This window comes from Hymenobacter properus, assembly GCF_015694735.1.
GTDB lineage: Bacteria > Bacteroidota > Bacteroidia > Cytophagales > Hymenobacteraceae > Hymenobacter > Hymenobacter properus.
On record NZ_JADQDP010000004.1, the window covers coordinates 292648 to 318143 of the forward strand.

A 25496-nucleotide genomic window follows, 5' to 3' on the forward strand; every position below is an offset into this window, starting at 1 on the left:
GGCAACATTATTTTGGCGGGCCAGAACAGTGCAGGAGAGTGTGGGAAAAGGCGGCGCGTAGGTTCGTCGCATCAACTTTTCCCATCCCGCACACTATGATTAAACACTACTTTCTGGCCCTGCTGCTGGCGTTGAGCAGCGGCCCGGCTTTTGCCACCCGCTACTACGTGGCCCCCACGGGCAACGACGCAAACGCCGGCACCATCACGGCCCCCTTCCTCACCGTGCAGCGGACGCAGGCGCTGGTGGTGCCCGGCGACACGGTGTACATCCGCGGCGGCGTGTACATGATGCAGAACTCGCAGATTGCGAACTACGTGGCCCCGTACTCCTACGTCACGCAGCTGAGCCGCAGCGGCTCGGCGGCGGGCGGGCGCATCAACTACTGGGCCTACCCGGGCGAGCAGCCCGTGTTCGACTATTCCAACCTCAACCCCAACGTGGGCGCCAACGCCCCGTTCCGCGTCAGCGCGTTTGAGATTACGGGCTCCTACCTCCACATTCGGGGGCTGGAAGTGGTGGGCGTGCGCGTGCCGCTGGTGAGCAGCAGCACCAACACGCTGTCTATCTGCTTTTCGCAGAGCGGAGCAGGCGGCAACAACATCTACGAGCGCCTGAGCATGCACGACGGGCAGGCCATTGGCTTCTACCTCACCCGCGGGGGCAACACGCTGGTGCTCAACTGCGACGCCTACCGCAACAACGACAACGTGAACGTGACGAACTCCACGGGCACCGCCAACGGCGGCAACGTGGACGGCTTCGGCTCGCACCCCAACAACGCCAACTACACCAACATTGTGTTTCGCGGCTGCCGGGCCTGGCAAAACAGCGACGACGGCTACGACTGCATCTCGGCCTTCACGGCCACCACGTTTGAGAATTGCTGGGCTTTCTACAACGGCTACACGCCGAAGTTTGGGAACCGCGGCGATGGCAACGGCTTCAAGGCCGGCGGCTACGGCACCTCCACCTCCTTCCCGGCCGTGGTGCCCAACAACACCGTGCAGCAGTGCCTGTCGGTGCGCAACCGCTCGAACGGCTTCTACTCGAACCACCACCAGGCGGGCAGCTACTGGTACAACAACACGGCCTACCAGAACGCCACCAACTACAACATGGTGAACCGCAAGGATAAAACCAGCAGCGGCTACCTCGTCGACGTACCTGGCTACGGCCACATCCTGCGCAACAACATCAGCTACCGCGGCCGCTCCACCTCCAGCCCCGATACGTTGAGCATCAGCCGCTCGGCCAGCACCTTCGACCACAACGCCATTGGGGCAGCGGTGACGGCGGCCGACTTCCTCAGCCTCGACACTACCCAGCTGCGCGCCCCGCGCCAGGTCGATGGCAGCCTGCCCGTCATCGCCCTCCTGCGCCTGGCGCCGGGCAGCGGCCTCATCGACGCCGGCGTGAATGTGGGCCTGCCCTACAACGGCGCCGCGCCCGACCTGGGCGCCTTCGAAACCGGCAGCTTCAGCGTGTGGACGGGCGCGGTGAGCACCGATTGGTTTGACGCCGCCAACTGGGCCGGCGGCGTGCCCACGGCCACCACCGATGCCCTGACTCCGGTAGCAAGCCGCTACCCGGCCATTGCCGCCGGCACGGCCACGGCCCAAAACCTGACCATCGGCGCCGGGGCCTCGCTCAGCCAGAGCGGCGGCACACTCAGCCTGACGGGCAACCTGACCAACAACGGCACCTTCAGCGCCACCGACGGCACGCTGCTGACCAGCGGCACCGCCAACCAACTGCTCGGTGGCAGCAGCGCCGGCGCCTTCAAAAGCCTGACCGTGGGCGCGGGCGGGGCCACGCTGGGCACGGCCACCAGCCTGCGCGGCGTGCTCACGCTGCTGGGCGACCTGACCACCAACAGCAAACCCCTTACGCTGCTCTCGGCCGTGAGCAACGGCGTGGCGGCAGATGCCCTGGTGGTGAACAGCGGCGGCGCGGTGCTGGGCGCGGCCACGGTGCAGCGCGCCATCGACCCGGGCCAGAACCCCGGTACCGGCTACCGCCACTACGCCGCGCCGGTGAGCAACACTACGGTGGCCGACCTGGCCACGGCGGGCTTCACGCCCGTGGTGAACCCGGCCTACAACTCGGCCGCCGCGCCGCTGACCGTAACAGCTTTCCCGACGGTGTACGGCTACGACGACAGCCGCCTGGCTTTGACCAATAACCTGAGCCCCTTCGACAAAGGCTGGTACTCGCCCGCGGCGCTGAGCGACCCGCTGGCCGTGGGCCGGGGCTACACCGTGAACATCGGCGCTTCGCAAGTGGTCGATTTTGTGGGCACGCTCACCAACGGCGACCAAACGCTGGCCCTGACCAGCTCCCGCCCCAGCTACGCCGACGGCGGCTGGCAGCTGCTGGGCAACCCCTACCCCGCCCCGCTCGACTACTCGCTGGTGGCCCCGGCCGACCGCGCGGGCCTGGATGCGGCCATGTACGTGTACGGCAGCACGGCCCAGTACGCGGGCCAGTACCGCAGCTACGTCAACAACGTGGGCAACCCGGTGCTGCCGGTGGGCCAGGCGTTCTTTACCCGCGCGGCGGCCGGGCAGGCCACGGTCAGCTTCACGTTCCGCAACAGCCAGCGCCTGACCGCGCCCGACGGCACCACCTTCCAGCGCGCCGCCGAGGTGCGCCCCTTGGTGCAGCTGCAGCTGCAAGGCACCGGCAGCCCGCTGGTGGATGAGGCTACCGTGTACTTCGAGCCGGGCGCCAGCAGCGGCTTCGACGCTGCCTACGACGCCGCCAAGCTGCCCAACCCCACCGGCTTGAACCTGGCCACGGCCGGCGCCCAGCCGCTCAGCATCGACGGCCAGCCCGTGCCGGGCACCGCCCCGCGCGTGCTGCCGCTGGCTGTGGGCGTACCCGCTGCGGGCGCCTACACCCTCACCGCCAGCCAGCTGCTGAACCTGCCCAACGTGCCCGTGTACCTGCGCGACCTGCAGCTGGGCACCCTCACCGACCTGCGCCAGCAGCCCAGCTACCGCTTCACGGTGGCCAACGCGGCGCTCAGCACCACCCGCTTCGAGCTGGTATTTGGCCTGCAGGTGCTGGCCACCGCGCCGGCCGAGGTGGCCCGGCAAGTGGCCCTCTACCCCAACCCGGCCCGTACCCAGGCCGTGGTGGAGCTGCCCCTGAGCCTGAGCCGCCAGCCCGTGGCCGCCGCTTTGGTAGACGCCCTGGGCCGCGTGGTGGGCCAGCAGGTGCTGCCCGCCGGCCTGGCTGCCCACACGCTGCCGCTGGCCGACGTGGCGCCGGGCGTGTATTCACTGCGCCTGAGCACGGCGGCGGGCACCGTGGTGAAGAAGCTGGTGGTGGAATAAGCTTGTCCGTCGTTTGCTGAATACCCTGGGTCAACAAAAAACCCGCAGCCACTGTGGCTGCGGGTTTTTTGTTGGTGCGAAAGCAGTGACGGACCGGCGGCGCAGCGGCTACGGGCGAAGCATTGGAAACGCTGGTTCACTTTTTATCAGCTTTCGCGCAGCTGCTTTGGCTCAAAAGCGGCGGGCCAGCGTTAGGTTGTGGGAGGTGAAAGAAGTGACGCCGCCCAGGCCGGTTTCCTTCATCACCTTGCCGCCCACGCGCCAGCGCTGCGTGGCGCCCAGGCCCACTTCCAGGTTCAGCGAGCCCAGCAGACCGGCGTGCATGCCCTCCCGGGAAGCCAGGCTGTAGCGCACGTAGGGGGCGTCGGGGTAGTTGCCGAAGAAACTGAAGCCGTTGTGTTTGTAGTAGCCCCCAAAGCCGCCCGCACCTACCGCAAACAGCACCCGGCGGGCATTGCCGAAGGGGTACCACAGCGCTTCGGCTTCGGCGTAGCCCGCTTTGTAGTTCTGGTTGGGCAGCTAGCTTTCCAGGCCGTCCTGCGGCGCGCCGCCGATGCCCACCAAACGCCCGGACGCCCCCCAGTGACTACCCAGCGGCTTGGTGTACTCCACGGCTACGCGCAGGCAGTAGTAGGGACGGTTCGGGACTTCGGTGCGACCTACGCCCAGGCGCAGCACGCCCGGCTGAGCCGTTGCCTTAGCTGCTGGTGCGGGTGCCAGGGCGGCAGCGGCATTTTGCGCGTGGCCCGCTACGGGCAGCCCGGCGGCCACCAGGCCAGCCAATAAAAAGCAGTAGGAAAGTTTCATAGTCGCAAGGCAGGAGGTATAGATTCGTGCTGCTGGTACTGCATACGACAGCCATACCGCAAGTGCAGCCGACTGTGCTTCAGCAGGGTATTTAGGCAAGTTACTCTGTATTGCGGCTACCAGCCAGGTCAAGCGTGGTTATCTTTAACAAAAGCAGTTTTTTAGCACGGTTTTAATGAAAAGTACTATACGGTTGCTTCGCATGTTATTGGCGGTGGCCGGCTTGCTTTTTCTCGGCCGGCTGGCCGTCCGCTTCGTCAGGACCGGCTGGGAAGCCCTTTCTTATTCATCCTTCGGTTACTACGACCCCACCGTCTTCATTGTGTTGGGGCTACTGCTACTGCCGGCCGGGCTGCTGCTCTTGCGGTATGTGGTAAAATTCATGCGCAAGGTCGGCCGCCGGCATTAGAGAAGTCCTCCCTGCCGTCGCCTGTTCGTTTCTCCCGACCTTTGCGGCCTCATATGGCCGCATCCAAAACCTACAGCATGGGCTTCTGGCTCATGTGCCTCTCGTCCTTTTTGTTTTTTGCCAGCTTCAACCTGCTGCTGCCCGAGCTGCCCGAGCACCTGGCGCAGCTGGGCGGGGCCGAGTATAAGGGCTTCATTATTTCGCTGTTTACGCTCACGGCGGCCATTTCGCGGCCGTTTTCGGGCAAGCTGGCCGATACCGTGGGGCGCATTCCGGTGATGGTGTTTGGCTCGTTGGTGTGCTTTGTGTGCGGGTTTTTCTACCCATTGGCGCTCACCGTGTCGGGGTTTCTCACGCTGCGGCTGCTGCACGGGTTCAGCACGGGCTTCAAGCCCACCGGCACCGCCGCCTACGTGGCCGACATCGTGCCCGTGGAGCGGCGCGGCGAGGCCATGGGCCTGCTGGGCGTGACCGGGGCGCTGGGCATGGCCTTCGGGCCGGCCTTCGGCTCGTGGGTGGCCGAGACGTTCTCGCTCAACGCCATGTTTTACTGCTCCAGCGGGGCGGCGCTGCTCTCGGTGCTGGTGCAGGGTACCCTCACCGAAACCTTGCCCCGCGCCCAGCGGCGGCGCTTCAGCCTGGGTTTGCTCCGGCTGAAATCCGACGAGGTGTTTGAGCCGCGCGTGCTGGCGCCCTCGCTGGTCACGGCCCTGTGTCTGTTTCCCTACGGCGCGGTGCTCACCGTCATTCCCGACCAAAGCCGGCTGCTGGGGCTGGCCGGTTCCACCAAGGGCCTGTTCTACATCTGCTACACGGCGGCCTCGCTGGCAGTGCGGCTGGTGGCGGGCAAGTCGTCGGACACCTACGGGCGGGTGCCGGTGCTGCGCTGGTCGGCGGGTATGCTGGCCGCGGGGCTGGCGCTGCTGGTGTGGTGCCCCTCGGTGCCGGTGTTTCTGGCCGGGGCGGTGGTGTTTGGGCTGGGTACGGGCCTGAACTCGCCCACGCTCTACGCTTGGACCATCGACCTGAGCCCGGCCGAGCGCCGCGGCCGCGGCGTGGCCACCATGTACATCGCCCTCGAAATCGGCATCGGCCTGGGCGCGCTGCTGGCCGGCTGGATATTCGCCAACCAGCCCGGCCGCCTGCCCTACGTGCACGGCCTGAGTTTGCTGTGCGTGCTGGCGGCCATAGCCTACCTGCTCAGCATCAAGCATACCGGCCCCATAGCGCCCGCAAACGCCTCGCTCTCAACGCCCGAGCCAACGGCCGAAGAAGTGGTGTAAAGCCGGGGCGCCGCAACCAAAAAGAAAAGGTGAATAGTTGGTGAAGTTCAAATAGATTCTTCTATTTTTAGGGTTTCAAAGACTGTCTACCCCATTCTTTTTTATTGATGCCAACATCTTTACTGTTGCGCCGCGGGCAGCAGGTGTTTCCCTTGCTAACTGCTGCCTGCCTGGGCGCTTTCACCGCCCGCGCCCAGCCCGAACCCGTCAAATTTGGCCAGGTCGACAAGGCCGACCTCACGGCGGCGCCGTTTGTGGCCGACAGCGCCGCCACGGCCGTGGTGCTCTGCGACTTCGGCCGCTCGCGCATGGAAGGCAAGGGCGACGGCCTGCAGGTGGTGTTTGAGCGCGTGACGCGCATCAAGATTCTGAAGAAAGCCGGCTTCGAAAACGCCACCGTCGAGATTCCGCTCTACCACCGCGAGGCCGACCAGGAAAAAGTGTCGAACCTGCGCGGCTTCACCTACAACCTGGTGAACGGCGTGGTGGAGAAAACCAAGCTGGAGCCCACCGGCGCCTTCCTCGAAAACCGAACGCCGACCATCAACATCCAGAAATTCACGCTGCCCAACGTGCGCGAGGGCTCCGTGATAGAGTACGCCTACACCCTGCGCTCGGACTTTTTGTTCAACTTCCAGGACTGGACGTTTCAGCGCGACGTACCCGTGCGCTGGAGCGAGTACCGGGTAAGCATTCCGGCGTTCTACAAGTACAAGATTATCTACCAGGGCGGCCGGCCCTTCGACGTGGACGTGGCCAAGGCCGGCGTGACGAGCCTCACCATCGACAATAAGATTCCGCTGAGCGCGGGCCTGTCGGGCGGCATATCCAGCGGCACGGTGGGCATCACGGCGCCCACCGAGGAGCACCAGTGGGTACTGAAAAACGTGCCCGCCTTCCGGGAAGAGCCCTACATGACCACGGCCCGCGACTACGTAGCCCGCCTCGATTTTGAGCTCACGGCCGAGCAGTGGTCGGCCACCGACTACCACGACCTAACCGGCACCTGGGACAAAATCAACGCCCGCCTGCTGGCCGACGAAGACTTTGGCGGCCGGCTCAGTCGCTCGGGCCCGCTCAAAGACCAGGTGCTGCCCCTCACCACGCAGTACCCCGCCGTGGCCGACCGCATTGCCGCCGTGCGCCAGCTGGTGATGGCCGCCGTGCGCTACGACGGCCGCGACCGGTGCTTTGCCCAGGAGCCCCTGCGCAAGGCCTACGACGCCCACCGCGGCAGCGCCGCCGACGTGAACCTGCTGCTCATTGCCGCCCTGCGCGACGCCGGCATCGACGCCCACCCGCTTATTCTCAGCACCCGCGACCACGGCCGCGTGAGCCAGGAGTTTCCCTTGCTCGAGCGCTTCAACTACGTGGTGGCCGCCGTGCCCCAGGCCGATGGCAAAGACCTGCTGGTGGACGCCACCGAGCCGCTGCTGCCCTGCGGCGTGCTGCCCACCCGCTGCCTCAACCGCGTGGGCCGCCTGGTGATGAAAAAAGACGCCGACGGCCGCTGGGTCGACCTCACGCCCAGCCACCGGCAGGTGCGCTTCCAGCAAATCAACCTCACGCTGGACGCCCAGGGCGGCCTCAGCGGCAAGGTGCACGACGAGCGCGGCGGCTATGCCGGCGCCAACGCCCGCGCCGAGCTGGCCAGCCTGGGCGAGAAAAAATACCTGGCCGGCCTGCTACAGCGCCACGAGGGCTGGGCCGTGCCCAAGCTGACCGTGGGCCAGACCGACGCCGTGGACAAGCCCTTCACCCTGGACTACGAATTCCGCCAGCCGGCCACCGACAACGCCGCGGCCACCACCCTCTACCTGAGCCCGCTGAGCGACTTTGGCCCCGGCCAAAACCCGTTTCGACACGAAGACCGCAGCTTTTCGGTGGACTTTGGCATGCTGCAGGAAGAAACCGTGATGGTGACCCTGACGCTGCCCGCCGGCTACGAGCTGGCCGCCCTGCCCAAGCCTGCCGTGGTGGACCTGCCCGAGCAGGGCGGGCGCTTTATCTACAGCGTGGCTGCGGTGTCGCCGGGCGTGGTGCAGCTCACCAGCCGCCTCAACCTACGCAAGCCCGTGTACGCGGCCGCCGAATACGCCAGCCTGCGCGAGCTCTACAGCCAGCTCATGGCGCGCCAGGCCGAAAAGCTGGTCATTCAGAAGAAAGCCGGCGGCTAAGCGCCGGCGGCACTTCAAGCCTCAGCACCCACGGGTGCGCAGCACATCCCTCTGGCCAATGGCGGCCCGTGCCCCCCTTTTCTTGTTTTCAACTTATTCTATAACAACCAGTTGCATGAAACAACTTCTACGCCTGCCCGCCGCCCTGGTCGCGGTGCTGCTCAGCGCCGCCGCAGCCCACGCCCAGCCCGAGCCCATCAAGTTTGGGAAAATTGACCCCAGAGACCTGACGGCAGCGCCGTTTGCGGGCGACAGCGCCGCGGCGGCTGTGGTGCTCTGCGACTTTGGCCGCACCAGCATTCAGTTCATCAGCAACGACTTCCAGCTGGTGTCGGAACGCGTGACGCGCATTAAAATCCTGAAGAAAGCCGGGTTTGAAAATGCCACGGTGCAGGTGCCGCTCTACCACCACGACACGCGCGCGGAAAAGATTGCCGGCCTGCGCGGCACCACCTACAACCTGGTGGCCGGCAGGGTCATTCCCACCAAGCTCGATGGCAGCAACATCTTCATAGAAGACCTGACGCCCAACGTGAAGGTGCGCAAGTTCACGCTGCCCGACGTGCGCGAGGGCTCCGTGATTGAGTATACCTACTCCGTCACGTCGGACTTCTTTTTCAACTTTCAGGACTGGACGTTTCAGCGCGACATTCCGGTGCGCTGGAGCGAGTTCCGGGCCAGCATTCCCGAGTATTTCAAGTACAAGATGCTGATGCAGGGCTACCATGCCCTGGCCGAGCAAAACCAGACCGAGGCCGCCGCTCAGTACGCCATTCACACGGCCGGCAGCAACGTGGGCAGTGGCTTTGGCGCCACCCGCGAAGGCCCCAGCACCGACGTGGTGAACAGCCGCGTCACCAACTACCGCTGGGCCATGAAGGACGTGCCCGCCTTCCGCGACGAGCCCTACATGACCACCGCCAACGACTACGTGGACCGCATCAGCTTCCAGCTGGCGGGCCTGCAGTTCCCGGGCCAGGGCTACCAGAACGTGGGCGGCACCTGGGCCAAAATCGACATGGAGCTGCTGAACGACGACAACTTTGGCCAGCAGCTGAGCCGCGCCGGGTTTCTGAAAGACCAGCTGAAGGCGTTGGTGGCCCAGCACCCCGACCTGGCCACCCGCGCCGCCGCCGTGCGCCAGCTGGTGATGAGCGCCGTGCGCTACGACGGCGCCAACAGCCTCTACAGCAGCGGCCCGGTGCGCAAGGCCTACGACGCCCACCACGGCAACGCGGCCGACGTGAACCTGCTGCTCATTGCTGCCCTGCGCGAGGCCGACATTCCGGCCAACCCGCTGCTGCTGAGCACCCGCAGCCACGGCCGCGTGAACCAGACGCAGCCCCTGCTCGAGCGCTTCAACTACGTGGCGGGCCACGTGGCACTGGCCGACGGCAAAGAACTGCTGGTGGATGCCACCGAGCCGCTGCTGCCCTGCGGCGTGCTGCCCACCCGCTGCCTCAACGGCGCGGGCCGCCTCATCATGAAGAACCCGGCCGAGGGCCGCTGGGTGGAACTGGCCCCCAGCCAGCGCTACGTGCACTACCAGCAAGTGGCCCTGACCATGGACGAGCGGGGCGGCCTCAGCGGCAAGGTGCACGAGGAGCACGCCGGCTACGCCGCCGCCGATGCCCGCCGCGAGCTGGCCAACCTGGGCGAGAAGAAATACGCCAGCGAGCTGGCCCGCCCTCACAGCGGCTGGACCGTGCCCAAGTTTGCCGTGGCCGAGCGCGACAACGTGGACAAGCCCCTGGGCCTGGACTACGAGTTTACCCAGCCCGCCGACGCCGACGCCACCATTGGCACGTTCTACCTGAGCCCGCTGCGCGAATTCATCAGCGAGCAAAACCCCTTCCGCCACGACAACCGCCTCTTTCCGGTTGATTTTGGAGCAGCCAAGGACGACACCCGCATGATAACCCTGACGCTGCCCGCTGGCTACGAGCTGGCGGAGCTGCCCAAGCCCACGGTGATGGAGCTGCCCGATGGCGGCGGCCGTTTCCTCTTCAGCGTGGCCACGTTGTCGCCGGGCGTGGTGCAGCTCACCAGCCGCCTCAACCTGCGCAAGCCCTCCTACGCCGCCGCGGAGTACGCCAACCTGCGCGAATTCTACCGCCTGATGCTGGAAAAACAGGGCGAGAAGCTGGTCATTAAAAAGAAAGCGTAAGCCTTATGCCACAACCGCACCCCTTTTGGGCGGCCTTGGCGCTGGTGCTGCTGAGCCCCTTTGCGGCCCAGGCGCAACCCGAGCCCATCAAATTTGGCCAGGTAAACCAAGCCGACCTCACGGCCGCCCCGTTTGGGGCCGACAGCGCCGCGGCCGTGGTGCTCTGCGACTACGGCGCGGCCCAGGTGAAATGGGGCGCCGATGGCTCGATGCACAGCGAAACCGAGCGCATGACGCGGGTGAAGATTTTGCGCAAAGCCGGCTACCGCTATGCCTCGCTGGAAATTCCGCTGGTGGGCGGGCGAAAGCTCACCGGCCTGCGCGGCTTCACCTACAACCTGGTGAACGGTGTGGTGGAAAAAACAAAGCTGGAAAGCGCCGGCGAGTTCACGGAGGAAATTGCCACCCACGTGCGCGTCTTCAAGTGCACCCTGCCCAACGTGCGCGAAGGCTCGGTGGTGGAGTTTGCCTACTCGCTGACGGCGGGCGGCCGGGTGAGCCTGCCCGACTGGCAGTTTCAGCACGAGGTGCCGGTGCGCTGGAGCGAGTTTCGCATTGCTTACCCCGACATCTTCAACTTCAAGACCGTGCTGCAGGGCTACCTGCCGCTGGCCGTGCGCGAGCAGAAGGAAGGCACCGCCCGCGTGATGCTGAGCCGCTGGGCCATGAAGGACGTGCCGGCCCTGCGCGAGGAGCCCTACGTGACCACCATGAACGACTACGTGGCCCGCCTCGACCTGGAGCTGGCCAGCGTGAACGTGCCCGGCCGGGTGGTGAAGGACTTCCTGAGCAGCTGGGAGCAGGTAGATGCCGACCTGCTGCACGACCCGAACCTGGGCCAGCTGCTGAACCAAGGCGGCTTCCTCTCCGCCGACCTGGCCAAACTGGCCCTGCCCGCCACTGCCACCGTGGAGGAGCGGGCCGCCGCCGTGCACGCGCTGGTGCGCGGCGCCGTGAAGTACGACGGCCTGGCCACCACCTATGCCAGCACGCCGCTGCGCAAGCTGTACACCGACACCCACCGGGGCAATGCGGCCGAAATCAACCTGCTGCTGATTGCCGCCCTGCGCGCCGCCAAGCTCGACGCCAACCCCGTGCTGCTGAGCACCCGCGAGCACGGCCGCGTGGCGGCGAGCTTCCCCATGGCTTCGCGCTTCAACTACGTGGTGGCCCACGTGGCCCTGCCCGATGGCAAAGACCTGCTGCTGGACGCCACCGAGCCGCTGCTGCCCTGCGGCATGCTGCCCGAGCGCTGCCTCAACGGCGTGGGCCGCCTGGTGATGGCCAACCCGCAGCACTCGCGCTGGGTGGAGCTCACGCCCAGCCAGCGCCGCGTGCACTTCCAGCAAGCCCAGCTTGACCTCACGCCCCAGGGCGGCCTCAGCGGCAAGGTGCACGAGGAGTTCAGCGGCTACGCCGGCGCCACGGCCCGCGCCGAGCTGGAGAAAGACGGCGAGCCCAAGTACCGCACGCATTTTGCCAGCAAGCACGGGGCCTGGACGGTGCCGCAGTTCGCCGTTTCGCAACGCACCAACCTGCTGAAGCCGCTCACGCTGGACTACGCATTTGAGCAGCCCGCCGACGCCGCGGCCACGCCGGGCAGCCTGTACCTGAGCCCGGTAAGTGAGTTTTTGGCGGAACAAAACCCGTTCCGGCTCGAAACCCGCACCTTCCCGGTCGACTTCGGCACGCAGCAGGACGAAACGCTCATGATTACCCTGCACCTGCCCGCCGACTACGAGTTGGCCGACCGGCCCAAGCCCTCGCAGGTGGAGCTGCCCGATGGCGGCGGCCGCTTCTTCTACAGCGTGGCCGTGGAGGGCAGCACCGTCAACATCACCAGCCGCCTGAGCTTGCGAAAACCCGTGTATGCGGCCGAAGAATACGTGCACCTGCGCGAGCTCTACCGCCTCATGCTGGAAAAGCAGCGCGAGAAACTGGTCATCAAAAAGAAGGCCTAGTTTAATCAACGAATCAAGGCCGTCATGCCCCGGCTGCGCTCGGCAGGACGTTTCATTTTCCATTCCTTTCGCTTTTCCTTTTAACTGATGAAAGCATTACTTCCCCTGCTGGCCGCCCTGCCGCTGAGTAGCTTCCTGCTGCCTGCCGTTGCCCCTGCGCCCAAGTATGCGGTGGCCGATATCCCGGCGGCCTTGCGCGAGGGCGCCCACGCCGTGCTGCGGGCCGACGATGAGGTGGTGACGGTGAAATCGGCCGGGCGCCTGGTGTATGCCGTGCACCGCGTGGTGACGGTGCTGGATGCGGCCGGCGACGACCAGGGCCGCCACTCGGTGAGCTACGACGCGCTGCACGCCCTCAACTACCTGCGCGGCGCCGTGTACGACGCCGACGGCCGCCTGCTGCACCAGCTGCGCGCCGCCGAAATCCACGACCAGGGCGTGGGCGACGCCGGCGGCAACTTCATGACCGACGTGCGCGTGCGCTACGCCGACCTGCGCCAGCCCCAAACGCCCTACACCGTGGAGTTCGACTACGAGCTGACGGTAGACAACGCCTTGTTTTACCCCGACTTTCAGCCGCAGGACGAGGAAGGCCTGGCCGTGCAAAGCGCTACTTTCAAAGTAACCACGCCGGCCGCCCTGCCCCTGCGCTACCAGGAGCGGCAGCTGCCCAAAGGCGCGGCCGTGGCGCGCAGCACCGCAGCAGGCCAGGAAGTGTACCAGTGGGAGCTAACCAACCTGCCCGCCGTGGAAGAGGAAGAAGCCGCCCCGCCGCTGGCCTACACCACGCCGGCCGTGGTGCTGGCGCCCGGCGCGTTTGAGGTGCAGGGCTACAAGGGCACGGCCGCTACCTGGCAGGGCCTGGGGCAGTGGAGCTACGAGCTGAACGCCGGCCGCGACGTGCTGCCGCCCGCCACCGTGGCCAAGGTGCAGGCCCTGGTGAAGGACGCGCCCGACGCCCGCACCAAGGCCCGGCGCGTGTACGAAATGCTGCAGGGCAGCACCCGCTACATCTCGGTGCAGCTGGGCCTGGGCGGCTGGCAAACCTTCCCGGCTAGCTCGGTGGCCAGCAACGGCTACGGCGACTGCAAGGCCCTGAGCAACTACACCACGGCCCTGCTGGCCGCCGCCGGTGTGCCCGCCTACGTGGCCCTGGTGGGCGCCGGCTCCGACCGCCCCGACCTGCGCGCCGATTTCCCCAGCTCGCAGTTCAACCACGCCATCGTGTGCGTGCCCCTGGCCCAGGCCGGCAAGCCCGACACCCTGTGGCTGGAATGCACCAGCCAGACGGCCCCGTTCGGCTACATGGGCAGCTTCACCGGCAACCGGCACGCGCTGCTCGTGACGCCCAAAGGCGGCCAGCTGGTGGCCACGCCCCGCTATGGCGCCACCGAAAACCGCTTGCAGCGCCGCCTCGACCTGTTCATCGACGATAAAGGTGGCGCCACGGCCACGGCGCGCACCCTGCGCACCGGCCAGGAGCAGGACCTGTACGCCCAATTGATGCACGAGCTGGGCCCCACCGACCAGAAGAAGTACATCACCGACCACCTGAAGCTGCCCACCTTCACGCTCACCAAGTGCAACCTGGCCGCTGCGCCCGCCACGGGCGCGCCGGGCATTGTCGAAACCCTGGGCCTGGCGCTGCCGGGCTTTGCGGCGCCCAGCGGCAAGCGCGTGTTCATTGCGCCCAACCTGCTGAGCCGCCTGCCCGCCCTGCCCGCTCAGGCGGGCGAGCGCCAAACGCCGGTGTGGCTGTCCGACGCCTGCCTGCACGCCGACACAGTGCGCCTGCACCTGCCCGCCGGCTTCCGGCCCGAAAACCTGCCGGCGCCGGTGCAGCTCAGCACGGCCTACGGCATTTACTCCAGCCAGTACGCGGCCCTGCCCGACGGCGGCGTCCAATACATCCGCCGCCTCGAAATGAAGCGCGGCCAATTCCCCGCCACCGCCTACGCCGGCTACCTGGAGTTCCGCCGCAAAATCAGCGCCGCCGACAAGGCCCAGGTGGTGCTGCTGAAGACGGAGAGCTGAGTTTCTTATCTTCGTCGCGCCGGGCTTTTCCGGCTTTCCTTTCCAGACATATGACTAAAAATCTTCTTTTCCTGGGGTTGTTGCTAAGCGCTGCCACGGCTGCCACGGCCCAAACCCAGCCTGCTACGCCCGGCGTAGAAACTTCGCACATCGCCGTTCAGCGCGTGCGCATGGGAGTTAATGACATTAACCCCGAGAAGGAAGCCGACCAAAAGGCCTCCCTGCTAACCGGGCAGCTTTCGCTCACCCCCGAGCAAACGGCCCGGGTGCGGGCCGCCGCGCTGGTAGAGTCGCAGGAGCGGCTGGCGTTGCTCAAAAAGCACAACGCCCGCACCAACCACGACGGCATGAAAGAGGAAGGCGAAGCCATTACCAACAAGTTTGAAAACGAGTTGAAGGCCACGCTTACCCCCGAACAGTACGAGCGCCGGCTGATGATTCAGGCGCGGTTTCGGAAAATCCGGGAGCAGGCCGATGCCGCCGAAAAGGCCGGGGCACAGCCGGCCACGCGGCCTTAAAATGATGCTTTCTTCAGCAAAAAGCCCCGGCACTGCGCAGTGCCGGGGCTTTTTATTGGAGCTTATATCATCTAAGGGTTGGGCACTGAGGACGAGACGAATCAGATTCACTGAACTTCGTTTGCTTCAACTGGGCCCTGCAATTGCGGTTAAAACTTAACTCGCAGCTGCGCCTTCACCTCGTTGCGCAGCTGGCCCTGAATGGTCTCCAACCCGCTGCCGACGGTGTTCTGGTGGCGGTAGCGGGTTTCGGCGTAGCGCAGCCAGAGCGTGAGGGAACGGTTGAGGCGGATTTCGGCGATGCCGTACACGCGGGTGCCCTGGCCGTAGAGCGCGGGCACCGACACGGCCAGCAGCACGTCCTGCTCATACACGTACTGGCGGGTGTCGTAGTCGTCGGCGTCGAAGAGCGAGTAGCGGGCCGTGAGCTTGAGGCTGCGGTTGAGCTGGTAGCTCACGTCCTGAGCCAGGGCGTAGCCGCTGCGCCAGGCCAGGTTGGTGTCGTCGCGCAGGCGCGAGGTCTGCAGGCGGGTGCGCAGGCTTAGCGCGGTGCTGATGTCGGTGTTGTAGTACACCAGCAGGCTTTGGCGGAGCTGCTCGCCGGGCAGGGGCAGCACGCGGTTGGCGGCCAGGTTGGTGAGGTCGGTGGTGGCCAGGTCGCGGGGCTTGAGGCGCTGGCGGGCCTGCACGTAGAGCAGGCTGGTTTTGGTGGGTGAGTAGGCCACGCGCACCAGGGCGTCATGCCCGTCGGTGGGCGCGCTGGCCCGGTAGCGCAGCCACGGAAAGCGGAACTGGTCGTAGTAGGCCGAAATTTCCCACTGCGCAATGGGCCGCACCTTCAGGCCGAGGTACACACCGGTTTCGTTGATGTTGCGGGTGTTTTCGCTGAAGGCGTTGCCATAGAGCGTGTGGAAGTTGGCATCGTAGTGGCGCACCAGCAGGGCCGCATCTACCTGCGGGCCCAGGCTGGCGAGCAGGCCGTTCACGGTGCCCAGGCCGCCCCCGCTGCTGCGCGCCGTTTCGCCAAATAGCAGGAAGTTGCGGTACACGTAGCTGTAGTTGAGGCTAAGGGCCAGGTTGTCCTTGCCGCTGAACTCGAACTTGTTGTACACCTCGGGGCGCTTGAGCAGGGCTGTGCCGTAGTGCGTGAACACGCCCGTGGCCCCAATGGCCAGGTTGCCGTCGCGGCTGGTGTAGGTGGCGTTGCCGCCCCCGATAGTTTCCTGCAGCTGGTGGCGGTTGGCCAGCTCCGAGGCCGTGCGGTGGAAGCCCGTGTAAAGCAGGCCCGAGGTAAACTCGTCAAACTGCGCCAGCGAGTCCTGGCTTTGCTGCAGGTTGGCATCCACGTTCTTGTGCGACACAAACGCCGTGGCCTGCACCGTGGGCGACACCTGCACGGTGACCGCCCCGCCCCGGAAAAACGTGTTTTCGAGCAGCGACGAATACGCCCGCACGCCCAGCGACGAGCGCCGCAGCGTCGTAATCGTTTCGGCCCCTTTGCCCACGCCCAGGCCCGACGACAGCAGCAGTCCCTGCCCAAACTGCAGCTGGTAGTCGCCCAGGGCCAGGGTTTTCAGCCGGCCCCGCTCCTGCAGCACGAAGTGCGCCGACACGTAGTCGGCCCCGAACTGCCCGTTCTTCGGATTCCAGATGAATTGTTCGCCGGCGTCCTTTTCCATCGAAAAGCCCAGGCTGAAATCCTTGGTGTGGCTCACGCGGTAGCGAATGAGCATCTTGTCGGGCGAGCCGAGGTAGCGCGTGGTGGGCTGCCCCTGGTAGATGGTGGGCGGCGTGTAGCCCTGGCGCTGTTGCAGCACCCGCTCGTAGCGCAGAAACAGGGCGTTGTTGTCTTCCTGGGCAATGCGCTGCCACAGCGTGCCGCGGCTGCGGTTGGCGTTGCTGCTTTGCACCGTCACGAAGGGCAGAATGCGGTTGATGGTGCGCAGGTCGTAGCCCTCTATGCTTTGCAGCTCGTACACGCTCAGCAGGTCGCCGTTTTCCTGGCGGTGCTTGAGCAGCGTGGTTATCTGGTTTTCGTTAAGCAGCAGCAGACCGCGCAGCTCCTCGCGGGTGGCCGTGTTGAGGTTGATGGGGGTCTGGTAGTACTGCAGCAGCGTTTCGTACAGGTCCTCGTACGGGACCTGGTCCGACTGAATTTCGGCAAATAGCTCCTGCGTCAGGCGGTCCAAATCAGGCGCTCGGCGCACGTAATCCTGCGCTTGCGCTGAGTGAGCAGTGAGCAGTGAGCAGTTAACAGTGAGGACCGCCAAGCACCCGACGCCGCGTTTCAGCAGTCGTTTAGGCCAGCCAGTCAGCACGCAACTTGCATGAGGGTAATGTTTTTTCATCGAATTCGGTTAGCGGCGCGCGGCCGATTGCTCACTGTTCACTGCTAACTGTTCACTGATTTTTCCCCCACGACTTGCTGATGCTCAGATGGTGGCTGAAGCCCAGCGCCTGCTGAAACGCTGCCGCGTAGTCAATCTGAAACGTCCCGGCCGCCACGCCAATGCCTGCGCTGGCCTGCTCGGTGAGCGAGGCCAGGCCCAGGCGCGCGGCCAGCACCGGCACCGGCCGGTACTCCAGGCCCGCTTTGAAATTGGCGTCGCGCTCCACGTCCTTCTCGGTTTCGACCACCAGCAGCACCTGCGAGCCGGGCCGATAGGCCAGGCCGGCTTTGAGCACAGTGGGCACCCGCTCGTCCTGGTAGCTGGCCAGCTTGGTTTGGCTTAGGTTGTAGAGCGAGGCGCCGAAGGTGAGGCGGTTGGGCAGTATCTCAATTTGCCCGCCGAGCGTGCCCAGCAGCACGCGCCGGCTGCCCAGGCCCTCGATGCTCACTTGCAGCATATCCACGCGGGCGCCAAGGCTGATTTGGCCGAAACGGTAGCCGTAGCCGGCGCCCACGCGGGTTTCGTTGTAGAGCGTGCCACCGAAGCGCTGTGCCTCGAAGGCCACGACGCCGTGGCGGGCCCAGGTGCGGGCCACCGGCGCCACTACCTGGGGGGCGGCCATGCCGTCGGTGGGCGTGCCAGCGCTGGGCTGGCGGCCCAGCGGCAGGGCCACTGTAAGTGCCCCCACGTTTAGGGCCGAGCTGAAATAACGGTTTTCGGCGTAAAAACCCACGCTGGGCTGTTTAATCTCCCCGACGCCGGCCACGTTGTTGCCCATGCTCCACACCTCGCCGGACAAGGCCACCGAGGCATTGCTGAGGCCCGCCGCGCGGGCGCCGCGCACGCCCGGGCCGTTGCCCTGCGCTGCGGCCGGCAGCCAAACCAAACAAACCCAAACGAAACTAAAAATTGAAAAATACCGGGGTAAACAGTGTTGCATGCCGGGAAGTTAGCACGTGGTCGGCAATGGCTGGGCTTGCTTTCGAAATTATTTTGGCCGGCGGCGCGGTTATCCGTTCCGGCCCCCTTGCCGAACTTGCCGCCGTATGCCCCGCTCCTTCTCTGCCGCGCCCCGCCGCGAAACGCTGCTCTATCGCAACCAACCGCTTCACTACACCCTGGTTTTTCGCTCGCGCCGCACCATCGGCTTCGCCGTGCGGCCCGATGGCAGCGTGCACATCAGTGCGCCGGCCGGCACTTCGCCCGAGTGGGTGGCCCAGCAAGTGCTGCGCAAAGCCGACTGGATTCTCAAACACCAAGAAACCTTTGCCCGCCGCCCGGCCCCCGCACCCAGCCGCCGCTACGAGGCCGGCAGCCAGCATTTCTACCAGGGCCAAGCCTACGCCCTGCGCTTCGCCGAAGCTCCGCGTCCCAACGTAGCTGTGGAAGGCGAAAATCTGGTGCTCAGCAGCCGCGCCCCGCTCACTGAAGCGCAAGCCGAAGCCCTGCTGCATACCTGGTACGCCCGCCAGGCCGGGCCGCTCTTTGCCGAGTCGCTGGCCCGGGTGTGGCCACGCTTCGCGGAGTTCAACCTGACGCGCCCCACGCTCTCAGTACGGCAGATGCGCACGCGCTGGGGCAGCTGCACGCCGCGCACGGCCCGCATCCGCCTCTCGCCCGAGCTGGTGCGCGCCCGCCCCGAGTGCCTCGACTATGTGCTGCTGCACGAGTGCTGCCACCTGCTGGTGGGCGACCATTCCAAGGCCTTCTACGACCTGCAAACCCGCCTGCTGCCCGATTGGGAGCGGTGGAAAATCGAGTTGAACGCGCTGCCGAAGTAGCCTTGAGTAGCAAGACGTAAGTAGCAAGTAACAAGATATTATTCTCTACCTCGTCTTATTACCTGCTACTCACGTCTTTCTACTAATCCCCATGTCCCGCCTGTTCCGCGCCCTGTTTCTCAGCCTCGTTTGGTTCTACCAGCGTTTCATCTCGCCGCTCACGGCGCCGAGCTGCCGGTACGTGCCCACCTGCTCGGTGTATGCGGCAGAGGCTATCCGCAAGCACGGGCCGTGGCGGGGCGGGCGCCTGGCGCTGCGGCGCATTGCCAGCTGCCACCCCTGGGGCGGCCACGGCTACGACCCCGTACCTTAGGCTGCGGCCTGCGTATAGGCGGAGTTCACCGTCTGAACTTCTTTCGATGCGCTTTACCCCCCTCCTGCCGGCCGCACTGGCCTTGCTGCTCACCACTGCCTCCTGCTCGCAGGCCCAATCCGACACTTCTGACAAAGGCGGCAAAAACGCCAAAAGCTCCAAGGGCGGCGACCGCCGCAAAGACAAAAACGCCGCTTCCGAAATCCAGGGCCTCACCAAAGTAGGTTCGCTGAAGGGTGTGGTGCCCGAAAGCTCCGGCCTGGCAGCGGCCCCCACAGCGGGCCACTACTACAGCTTCGGCGACGATGGCAACCGGCCCATTCTCTATGAAATCACGGGCACCGGCGAAGGCGTGGGCAAGCTGGACGTGCCCGCCGACAACATCGACTGGGAAAGCCTGAGCCGCGACGGCCAGGGCAACTACTACATCGGCGACTGCGGCAACAACGAAAGCCTGCGCCACGACTTGCGCATCTACAAGTTCCGCCCCGACGCGCCCACCAAAGTGGGTACCATCGCCTTCCAGTACCCCGACCAAAACGAGTTTCCACCCAAGAAAAAGCAACGCAATTTCGACTGCGAAGCCAGCCTCTGGCACGACGGCCAGGTATGGCTTTTCACCAAAGACCGGGGCCAGTCCCGCACCAGCAACGTGTACACCGTGCCCGACCAGCCCGGCGACTACACCGCCAAAAAGGTCACCGCCCTCGCCATTCCCGGCCAGGTAACCGATGCCGCCCTGCGCCCCGACGGCCGCCGCCTGGTGCTGCTGGGCCGCGGTGAGCTGTTCATTCTCGACGGCAACTCCTGGGCCGACATCCTCAAAGCCACGCCCCGCCAAGTAGCCCTCACCGGCGCCGGCCAAACCGAAGGTGCCGTTTTCAAAGACAATAAAACCTTGCTTATCAGCACCGAGCAGGGCGGGCTGTTTGAGTACACGCTGCCGTAGGCGCGCCAGGTGTCACAAGGATTAAAAAGGGAGGCCTTGCAAAGGCAGGACGTGGTACGTCAACCTTTGCAAGGCCTCCCTTTTTACGCTTCGCGAAACTGCGCGCTTAGGCTTTAATCGTCGAATGTTCCGCGTCGCCTTCTTTGCCCAGGTCGCGCGGGGCATAGCCGTAGGGGTTTTGCGGGTCTTTGCCGGCCCGCCACAGCACCCACACCCCAATGAGAATGAGCGGAATGCTCAGCAGCTGGCCTTGGTTGAGCAGGTTGTTATCTTCAAATTTAACCTGGTTCTCCTTCAGAAACTCACCCAGAAAACGCTGCGTGAACAGCAGTACCACAAACAGCCCAAACAGCTGCCCGCGCGGGGTGCGGTCCTTGGTGCGGTTCCACATCGAGTAGAGCAGCGCCAGCAGGAAAATGCAGAACAGCGCCTCGTAAATCTGGGTGGGGTGGCGCGGCACGGCCATGAGGGTAGCGGCCGTGGTGGGCTGGCCGGCAGCATGCAGCGGGTAGGCGTAGGTGCCATCGGCCTGCGCCACACGGTCGACGAGGACGGCCCCGGCGGGCAGCGGGCTGGTGGCCGGCAGCAGGTGCTCGGTATCGCGCGGGAAGGTGAAGGCCCAGGCCACGTCGGTGGGTTTGCCCACAATTTCGGAGTTCATCAAATTGCCGGTGCGGATGCAGGCGCCGCCCAGCGCCACCACAATCACAATGCGGTCGAGCACCCACAGGTAGTCGAACTTGTTGTTGCGCGCAAACAGCCAGCAAGCCAGCAAGATGCCAATGGTGGCGCCGTGGCTGGCCAGCCCGCCCTGCCAGATTTTGAACACCACCATGGGGTCGGCCAGCAACGCGTCCAAATCATAGAACAGCATGTGCCCCAGCCGCGCGCCCACAATGGTGCCGATGAGCATGTAGATGGTAATCACATCAACCCACTGCGGCGACACCCGCTCGGAGCGGTAGATGTGGGTGAGGATGAACGTGCCCACCACGAAGGGCAGCATGAAAAACAGCCCGTACCAGCGCAGCGTGACCGGCCCCAAATGGGCAATGATGGGGTTGACGTTCCAGAAAATGGCGGCAAGAAAAGGCGACATGCAGGGCAGGCAAGAATGATTAATGGGTTCAAAGGTACTCAGCCCCCGGGCTCGGTGCCCGGCCAGTGAAGCGGCACTGGACGCAGGGGCTTGGTTGGATTGGGTGCGAAAACGATGCAGCCTAGCGCGGCAGCAGGTGCGGTGCGGACTCGCCGGCGCGGCCGGCTGCTTCGCGGGCAGCGCCCACCGCCGCGCCGTCGCCGGGCAAGCTTAACACCAGCGCTGCCAGCAGGGCCGCGAAGGCCGGTCGGCGCAGCCAGCCGGGCACTAGCGGCTTTTCTGCCGCGGCCTGGGCGGCCAGGCGGGCCTGCACCCGGCCGTAGAAAAAGGGCCGGGGCTGGGCTGGGGGCTGGCGCGCCAACTGGCTTAGCAAATCACTCCAGGCCTCATCAGAATCGGGGTGGCGGTTGGGCTCAGTCATGGCGAAAATGAGGTTGCAGGTGCTGGCGAAGGGTTTTGCGAGCCCGAAACAAAAGCGACTCCACCGCAGGCACGGTGGTATGGAGCACAGCGGCGATTTGCTCGTAGCTCAGTTCCTGCTCGTGGCGGAGCGTGAAGGCCACCCGCTGCTGGTCGGGCAGGCGGGCAATGTGGTCGAGCAGCAGGCCTAATTGCTGCTGGCCTTCCAGCAAGGCTTGGGGGTGCGCGTGGGTGGGCGCCTCGTGCAGCACCTCGTTGCCAAAACCCAGCAGGCTGGTGAAGAAAGCAAAACGCTTTTGAGTCCGGGCCCGGCGCAGGCTTTTCAGCGCCCGCGACGTGGCCAGCCGGTACAGCCAGGTGCTCAATGCGGCCTCGCCTCGAAACCGGCCGATGGTTTGGTGCACTTCCACAAACACCTCCTGCGCCACATCCTCGGCTTCTTCCGGATTCCGCAGCAGCGACAGGATTACTTGGTAAATCCGGTCCTGATACCGCTCAACCAGCGTGCGAAACGCCGCCTCGCTGCCCTGCTGCAGTTGCGCCACCAAGTCCGTCTCCGCATCGGCAGCCAGCGGCTTGGCTAGCTCGGCACAGGCCTCAGGGGCAAAAGGCATTGGCAGGGGACATACCACAATCAGGGAACACTGAAATTCAACTACTGCCTGCCACCCTGGCTTATAACGACCATTGGCAGGTTTTCGAGAAGTTAGGGACTATATGCGGCCAAAACTTGCGGCCGGCTTCTATGTTTCTTTAAATTTACCTGTCTATCAGCACGATAAATAACAAGCGAATACTTGGCTGTAAGCCGCAGACTTTTAAACAAAAGGCAGCTCAGCTTTTCTCTTGCCAGTAGCGGCGCACAAAATCTGCCCAATCAAACTCCCAGCCGGGCACAGGCACGTCGGGCTTCATCCCATTGGCATCGAAGGGACGGTCGGGCAGGCGCAGGGAGCGCGACATGGGAATGGAAACGGCGAACAGGCCCGAAGGCAGCGGCTCCAGGTACAGGTCGGCGTAATCGAGGGTGCCGGCGGTGGGCTGGCCAAACAAGGTGACCTTGCTGCTTTGCCGGGCGGCTAGCAGAAACTCTTCAGTGGCGCTGGCACAACGGTGGTCCATTAGAATGCTCACCCGTTTCGGGTAGGCTTGCACGCGGTGCTTGCCCAGCGTGATGGTGCGGCCGGGCTGCCCGGGCACAAACCCCGTGGGCGAAGCCTCCATCCGGGCGATGATGCTGCTCATCCGCTTTCGCACGTCGGCGGGCAGGCCAGGCGTGGCCAGCCCAGCGCGAAACATGGCCAGGTTGCGCGGCGAACTGCGGAATGCGACGCCATCCAGCACCACCGGCCGCGTGTAAAGCAACTCCAATAGCGAAAGAAAGACCCGGGCGTTGCCCCCGCCGTTGCCGCGCACGTCCACCAGCAGGTACGGCGTGCGGGCCAGCCGTGCTTTGTTAGCCGTCAGCAGGCTATCCACTAGTTTTTGCTGCGAAGAATCAGCGCTCGGAATGGTGAGCAGAACGGCATGCTCGTCTAGCACTTCCAGGCTCGGGCGCTTCCGGCGGGCCAGCTGCAAATTATTCAGACGCTGGTAGGCGCCGGTGTGGGCCAGGGTGGCATGGCCGTCGCCGAAGTAGCGCAGGTAGCGTCGCAGCGCCTTTTCGCACCCCGCCAAGTCGGTGATGGGTTGTGTGTTCTGCTGAAGAGAGTCGGCAAAATGCTGATAAGCCGGCGCCCCCCGCCGGGCCAGCGCATGGGCAAAGCCCGCGTAATTCTGCTCATACGCCTGCCGCGCAAAGCGCAGGTCGGCCGCACAATCGCACGTTTGCGCTCGAGCCGCTTCCACGCACAGCAGACCCAGAACGCTCAGCAGCAGTTGTTTCATAAGCCGTCAGCAAACTACGAAGGTAACCGCTACAGCCCTGCCAATTCCTCTGCAAAGCCGCCGCTGAGGATGGGGAAGCGCAGCCAGGAGCGTGGGTCCACGTTGTAATCGTCGAGGTGGAAGCTGGGGGCGTAACGCTCGCGCTTCCACTGGTTGCGGCTCCAGAGGGTGTAGAAGCGGCGCACGTAGGTTTTCAGCTGCTCCTCGTCGAAGCCCGTGCCCTCGCCTTCCAGCATGGCCAGCACCTGCTTGGGGCTGAGGCGGTCGTAGAAGGCCAGCCGCTCGATGCGGTTGAGCAGGGTGTAGGGCATGAGGTCACGTTCGTCGGTCTGCTTGTCCTCCAGGGGGCGCAGCTCGGCGGTGGGCTGCAGGGCGTTCACGTGGCGCAGGGCGGTATAGCCCAGCTCGGTTTCGGCCCAGCGCAGCCATTTTTTCACGAAGTCTTTGTCAACGCCCGCAATGGGCGAGATGCTGCCGGCCGTGTCGCCGTCCATGGTGCAGTAGCCCACGCTGGCCTCGGAGCGGTTGGAGGTGGTGATGAGCAGGCAGTTCTGCACGTTGGCCAGCAGCCAGATGGCAGGGGCCCGCACCCGCGCCTGGATGTTTTGCAAGGCCAGGTCGTCAGTTTTCCAGGTCAGCTCCCGGCCCAGCGCCTGCTGGATTTTGCCCACGTAGCCGGTCACCTCCTCGTCAATCGTCCAGTTGTAAAACCGCGCCCCCAGGCTGTCAGCCAGCTCTTTGGCTGAGTTAAAGGTGTCGTCGGATGAATTGACGGTGCCCTGGTAGGCACAGGTGAGCAGTTGTTGAACGAGTTGCTGGTTGGTGCTCAAACCACCTTCAGGCGCCGGGCTTTCCACCACCTGCTCGGCCTTGCCGCCGGCTCCCTCCTGCTTCACCCTTTCGCTGGCCGCCGGGAAGCAGCCGCTGCGACGCTTGAACTCCTCCAGCCCCAGCTCGGCCACGCCCAGCCGTACCATCTCGGCCACACCCACGGCGCAGAAGCAGGAGTCGGCCCCGCCGCTCAAGCTCAGCACGAAACCGCGGCTGCGCGCCTTGCGCAGGTAGTCAAACAAGCCCAGGCTCATGGCCTGGTTCAGTTCCTTGTACTCATCCGGCGTGGGCAGCGGCACAATTTCCGCCGCCGGCTCCGGCTTGGCACTGAAATCCACGTCCACCCATTCCAAATCCACCTCTTTGAAGCTCAGCAGCTGGTTGCGCTTCAGCAAATGGCCATTGCGCGCCACCAGGATTTCACCGTCGAAGATGATGCGCCCGGCCTCGTTGCCCAGCAAATTAGCGTAGAGGTAGGTGCAATCGAACGTGCGCGAGGCTTTCATCACCAGCTGGTAGCGCACGTCGGTTTTGCTCATTGCAAAATGGCTGGCCGAGGGGTTCACAATCAAATCGACTTTGCCCATAAGCCGGCAAGCCGGCCGCACGTTATCAGCCCGCCACGCGTCCTCGCATATCTCAAAGCCGAAGCGCACGCCCTCGTGTTCGAAAATCAGGTCGCCCAGCGGCCAGGTTTCGCCGTCGCAGGTTACGGTGGTTTGCTCGCCCGCCAGCCAGGGCACAAAGAAGCGCGTTTCATAGTGCACCCCGTCATTGGCCAAAAACTGCTTGGCCGCGAAGCCCAGAATCTGACCGTCGCGCAGCACCGCCGCCGTGTTGTAGGTGCGGTGCTGCAGCCGCACCGGCAGCCCCACCACCACGCAGATGCCCTGCGTCCATTCCCGCACCCGTTGCAGGTGCGTCAGCGCCGCCTCCGGCATCCAGTCGCTCAGAAACAGGTCTTCGCAGGCGTAGCCCGTCAGGCACAGCTCGGGCAAACAAAGCAGTTGCACGTCCGCTGCCTTGGCTTGCTCAATGGCGGTTTTGATGTTGCGAAGGTTGTTTTCCCAATCGATGGGAATCTGGTTGAGGGCGGCTCCTGCGATGCGCATTAGAAGGGTTGTGTTTT

Annotated in this window: 20 protein-coding genes; 11 read left to right on the forward strand and 9 right to left on the reverse strand. The window is 65.0% G+C overall.

Going from position 1 to position 25496, the window contains the following annotated elements:
- Positions 1 to 95 precede the first annotated feature (95 nt).
- A complete protein-coding gene (locus tag I2I01_RS17770) occupies positions 96 to 3341 on the forward strand; it encodes a right-handed parallel beta-helix repeat-containing protein (RefSeq protein ID WP_196287848.1) in 3246 nt (1081 codons plus the stop codon).
- 171 nt (positions 3342 to 3512) lie between these two features.
- On the opposite strand, the gene I2I01_RS17775 is transcribed toward I2I01_RS17770, so the two are convergent.
- Both I2I01_RS17775 and I2I01_RS17780 read right to left on the reverse strand, forming a co-directional pair.
- Positions 3513 to 3785: a hypothetical protein gene (locus I2I01_RS17775; RefSeq protein ID WP_196287849.1), complete on the reverse strand. Its 273-nt coding sequence runs from the start codon at positions 3783 to 3785 to the stop codon at positions 3513 to 3515.
- A gap of 75 nt (positions 3786 to 3860) precedes the next feature.
- Positions 3861 to 4148 carry a hypothetical protein gene (locus tag I2I01_RS17780; RefSeq protein WP_196287850.1) on the reverse strand — a complete coding sequence of 96 codons (288 nt, stop codon included), beginning with the start codon at positions 4146 to 4148 and terminating at the stop codon, positions 3861 to 3863.
- 175 nt (positions 4149 to 4323) lie between these two features.
- Here I2I01_RS17780 and I2I01_RS17785 point away from each other — a divergent pair, with 175 nt between their 5' ends.
- From I2I01_RS17785 to I2I01_RS17815, 7 genes are all read left to right on the forward strand, one after another.
- Positions 4324 to 4557, forward strand: coding sequence for a hypothetical protein (locus I2I01_RS17785; protein WP_196287851.1), 234 nt, complete (start codon positions 4324 to 4326; stop codon positions 4555 to 4557).
- A gap of 53 nt (positions 4558 to 4610) precedes the next feature.
- Positions 4611 to 5840 carry an MFS transporter gene (locus I2I01_RS17790; RefSeq protein WP_196287852.1) on the forward strand — a complete coding sequence of 410 codons (1230 nt, stop codon included), beginning with the start codon at positions 4611 to 4613 and terminating at the stop codon, positions 5838 to 5840.
- Between the two features lie 107 nt (positions 5841 to 5947).
- Entirely contained in the window at positions 5948 to 8017 is a 2070-nt protein-coding gene (locus I2I01_RS17795; RefSeq protein WP_196287853.1) for a DUF3857 domain-containing protein, read from the forward strand.
- A 115-nt stretch (positions 8018 to 8132) separates the two neighbouring features.
- The gene (locus I2I01_RS17800) at positions 8133 to 10184 is read left to right on the forward strand and encodes a DUF3857 domain-containing protein (protein ID WP_196287854.1); all 2052 of its coding nucleotides are present in this window, start codon (positions 8133 to 8135) and stop codon (positions 10182 to 10184) included.
- A gap of 5 nt (positions 10185 to 10189) precedes the next feature.
- On the forward strand, positions 10190 to 12145 hold the full coding sequence (locus I2I01_RS17805) for a DUF3857 domain-containing protein (RefSeq protein ID WP_196287855.1): 1956 nt from the start codon (positions 10190 to 10192) through the stop codon (positions 12143 to 12145).
- 87 nt (positions 12146 to 12232) lie between these two features.
- Complete coding sequence (locus I2I01_RS17810) at positions 12233 to 14179, forward strand: DUF3857 domain-containing transglutaminase family protein (protein WP_196287856.1); 1947 nt, start codon at positions 12233 to 12235, stop codon at positions 14177 to 14179.
- Between the two features lie 50 nt (positions 14180 to 14229).
- Entirely contained in the window at positions 14230 to 14697 is a 468-nt protein-coding gene (locus I2I01_RS17815; protein WP_196287857.1) for a hypothetical protein, read from the forward strand.
- A 149-nt stretch (positions 14698 to 14846) separates the two neighbouring features.
- On the opposite strand, the gene I2I01_RS17820 is transcribed toward I2I01_RS17815, so the two are convergent.
- Together I2I01_RS17820 and I2I01_RS17825 are read right to left on the reverse strand one after the other, a co-directional pair.
- Complete coding sequence (locus I2I01_RS17820; RefSeq protein WP_230679180.1) at positions 14847 to 16886, reverse strand: helix-hairpin-helix domain-containing protein; 2040 nt, start codon at positions 16884 to 16886, stop codon at positions 14847 to 14849.
- Between the two features lie 211 nt (positions 16887 to 17097).
- Positions 17098 to 17973, reverse strand: coding sequence for a hypothetical protein (locus tag I2I01_RS17825; protein ID WP_196287859.1), 876 nt, complete (start codon positions 17971 to 17973; stop codon positions 17098 to 17100).
- A gap of 160 nt (positions 17974 to 18133) precedes the next feature.
- Between I2I01_RS17825 and I2I01_RS17830 the strand changes: the two genes are divergently transcribed.
- The 3 genes from I2I01_RS17830 (at position 18134) to I2I01_RS17840 (ending at position 20130) form a co-directional block, all read left to right on the forward strand.
- Positions 18134 to 18868, forward strand: a complete 735-nt coding sequence (locus I2I01_RS17830) for a M48 family metallopeptidase (protein ID WP_196287860.1) — start codon at positions 18134 to 18136, stop codon at positions 18866 to 18868.
- Between the two features lie 91 nt (positions 18869 to 18959).
- Entirely contained in the window at positions 18960 to 19181 is a 222-nt protein-coding gene (gene yidD / locus I2I01_RS17835; protein WP_196287861.1) for a membrane protein insertion efficiency factor YidD, read from the forward strand.
- 46 nt (positions 19182 to 19227) lie between these two features.
- Positions 19228 to 20130 carry an SdiA-regulated/phytase-like domain-containing protein gene (locus I2I01_RS17840; protein ID WP_196287862.1) on the forward strand — a complete coding sequence of 301 codons (903 nt, stop codon included), beginning with the start codon at positions 19228 to 19230 and terminating at the stop codon, positions 20128 to 20130.
- Positions 20131 to 20236: 106 nt separating this feature from the next.
- Here the strand turns inward: I2I01_RS17840 and lgt are convergent, their stop codons facing one another.
- The 5 genes from lgt to nadE all read right to left on the reverse strand — a co-directional run bounded on the left by lgt (position 20237) and on the right by nadE (position 25479).
- Entirely contained in the window at positions 20237 to 21229 is a 993-nt protein-coding gene (lgt, locus tag I2I01_RS17845) for a prolipoprotein diacylglyceryl transferase (protein ID WP_196287863.1), read from the reverse strand.
- A 121-nt stretch (positions 21230 to 21350) separates the two neighbouring features.
- On the reverse strand, positions 21351 to 21650 hold the full coding sequence (locus I2I01_RS17850; protein ID WP_196287864.1) for a hypothetical protein: 300 nt from the start codon (positions 21648 to 21650) through the stop codon (positions 21351 to 21353).
- On the reverse strand, positions 21643 to 22263 hold the full coding sequence (locus I2I01_RS17855; RefSeq protein WP_196287865.1) for an RNA polymerase sigma factor: 621 nt from the start codon (positions 22261 to 22263) through the stop codon (positions 21643 to 21645). The genes I2I01_RS17850 and I2I01_RS17855 overlap by 8 nt, the downstream gene beginning before the upstream one ends.
- Before the next feature lie 220 nt (positions 22264 to 22483).
- Positions 22484 to 23536: a S41 family peptidase gene (locus I2I01_RS17860; RefSeq protein ID WP_196287866.1), complete on the reverse strand. Its 1053-nt coding sequence runs from the start codon at positions 23534 to 23536 to the stop codon at positions 22484 to 22486.
- 29 nt (positions 23537 to 23565) lie between these two features.
- Positions 23566 to 25479 (reverse strand): NAD(+) synthase, encoded by a 1914-nt coding sequence (gene nadE / locus I2I01_RS17865; protein WP_196287867.1) that lies wholly within the window; start codon positions 25477 to 25479, stop codon positions 23566 to 23568.
- Positions 25480 to 25496 lie beyond the last annotated feature (17 nt).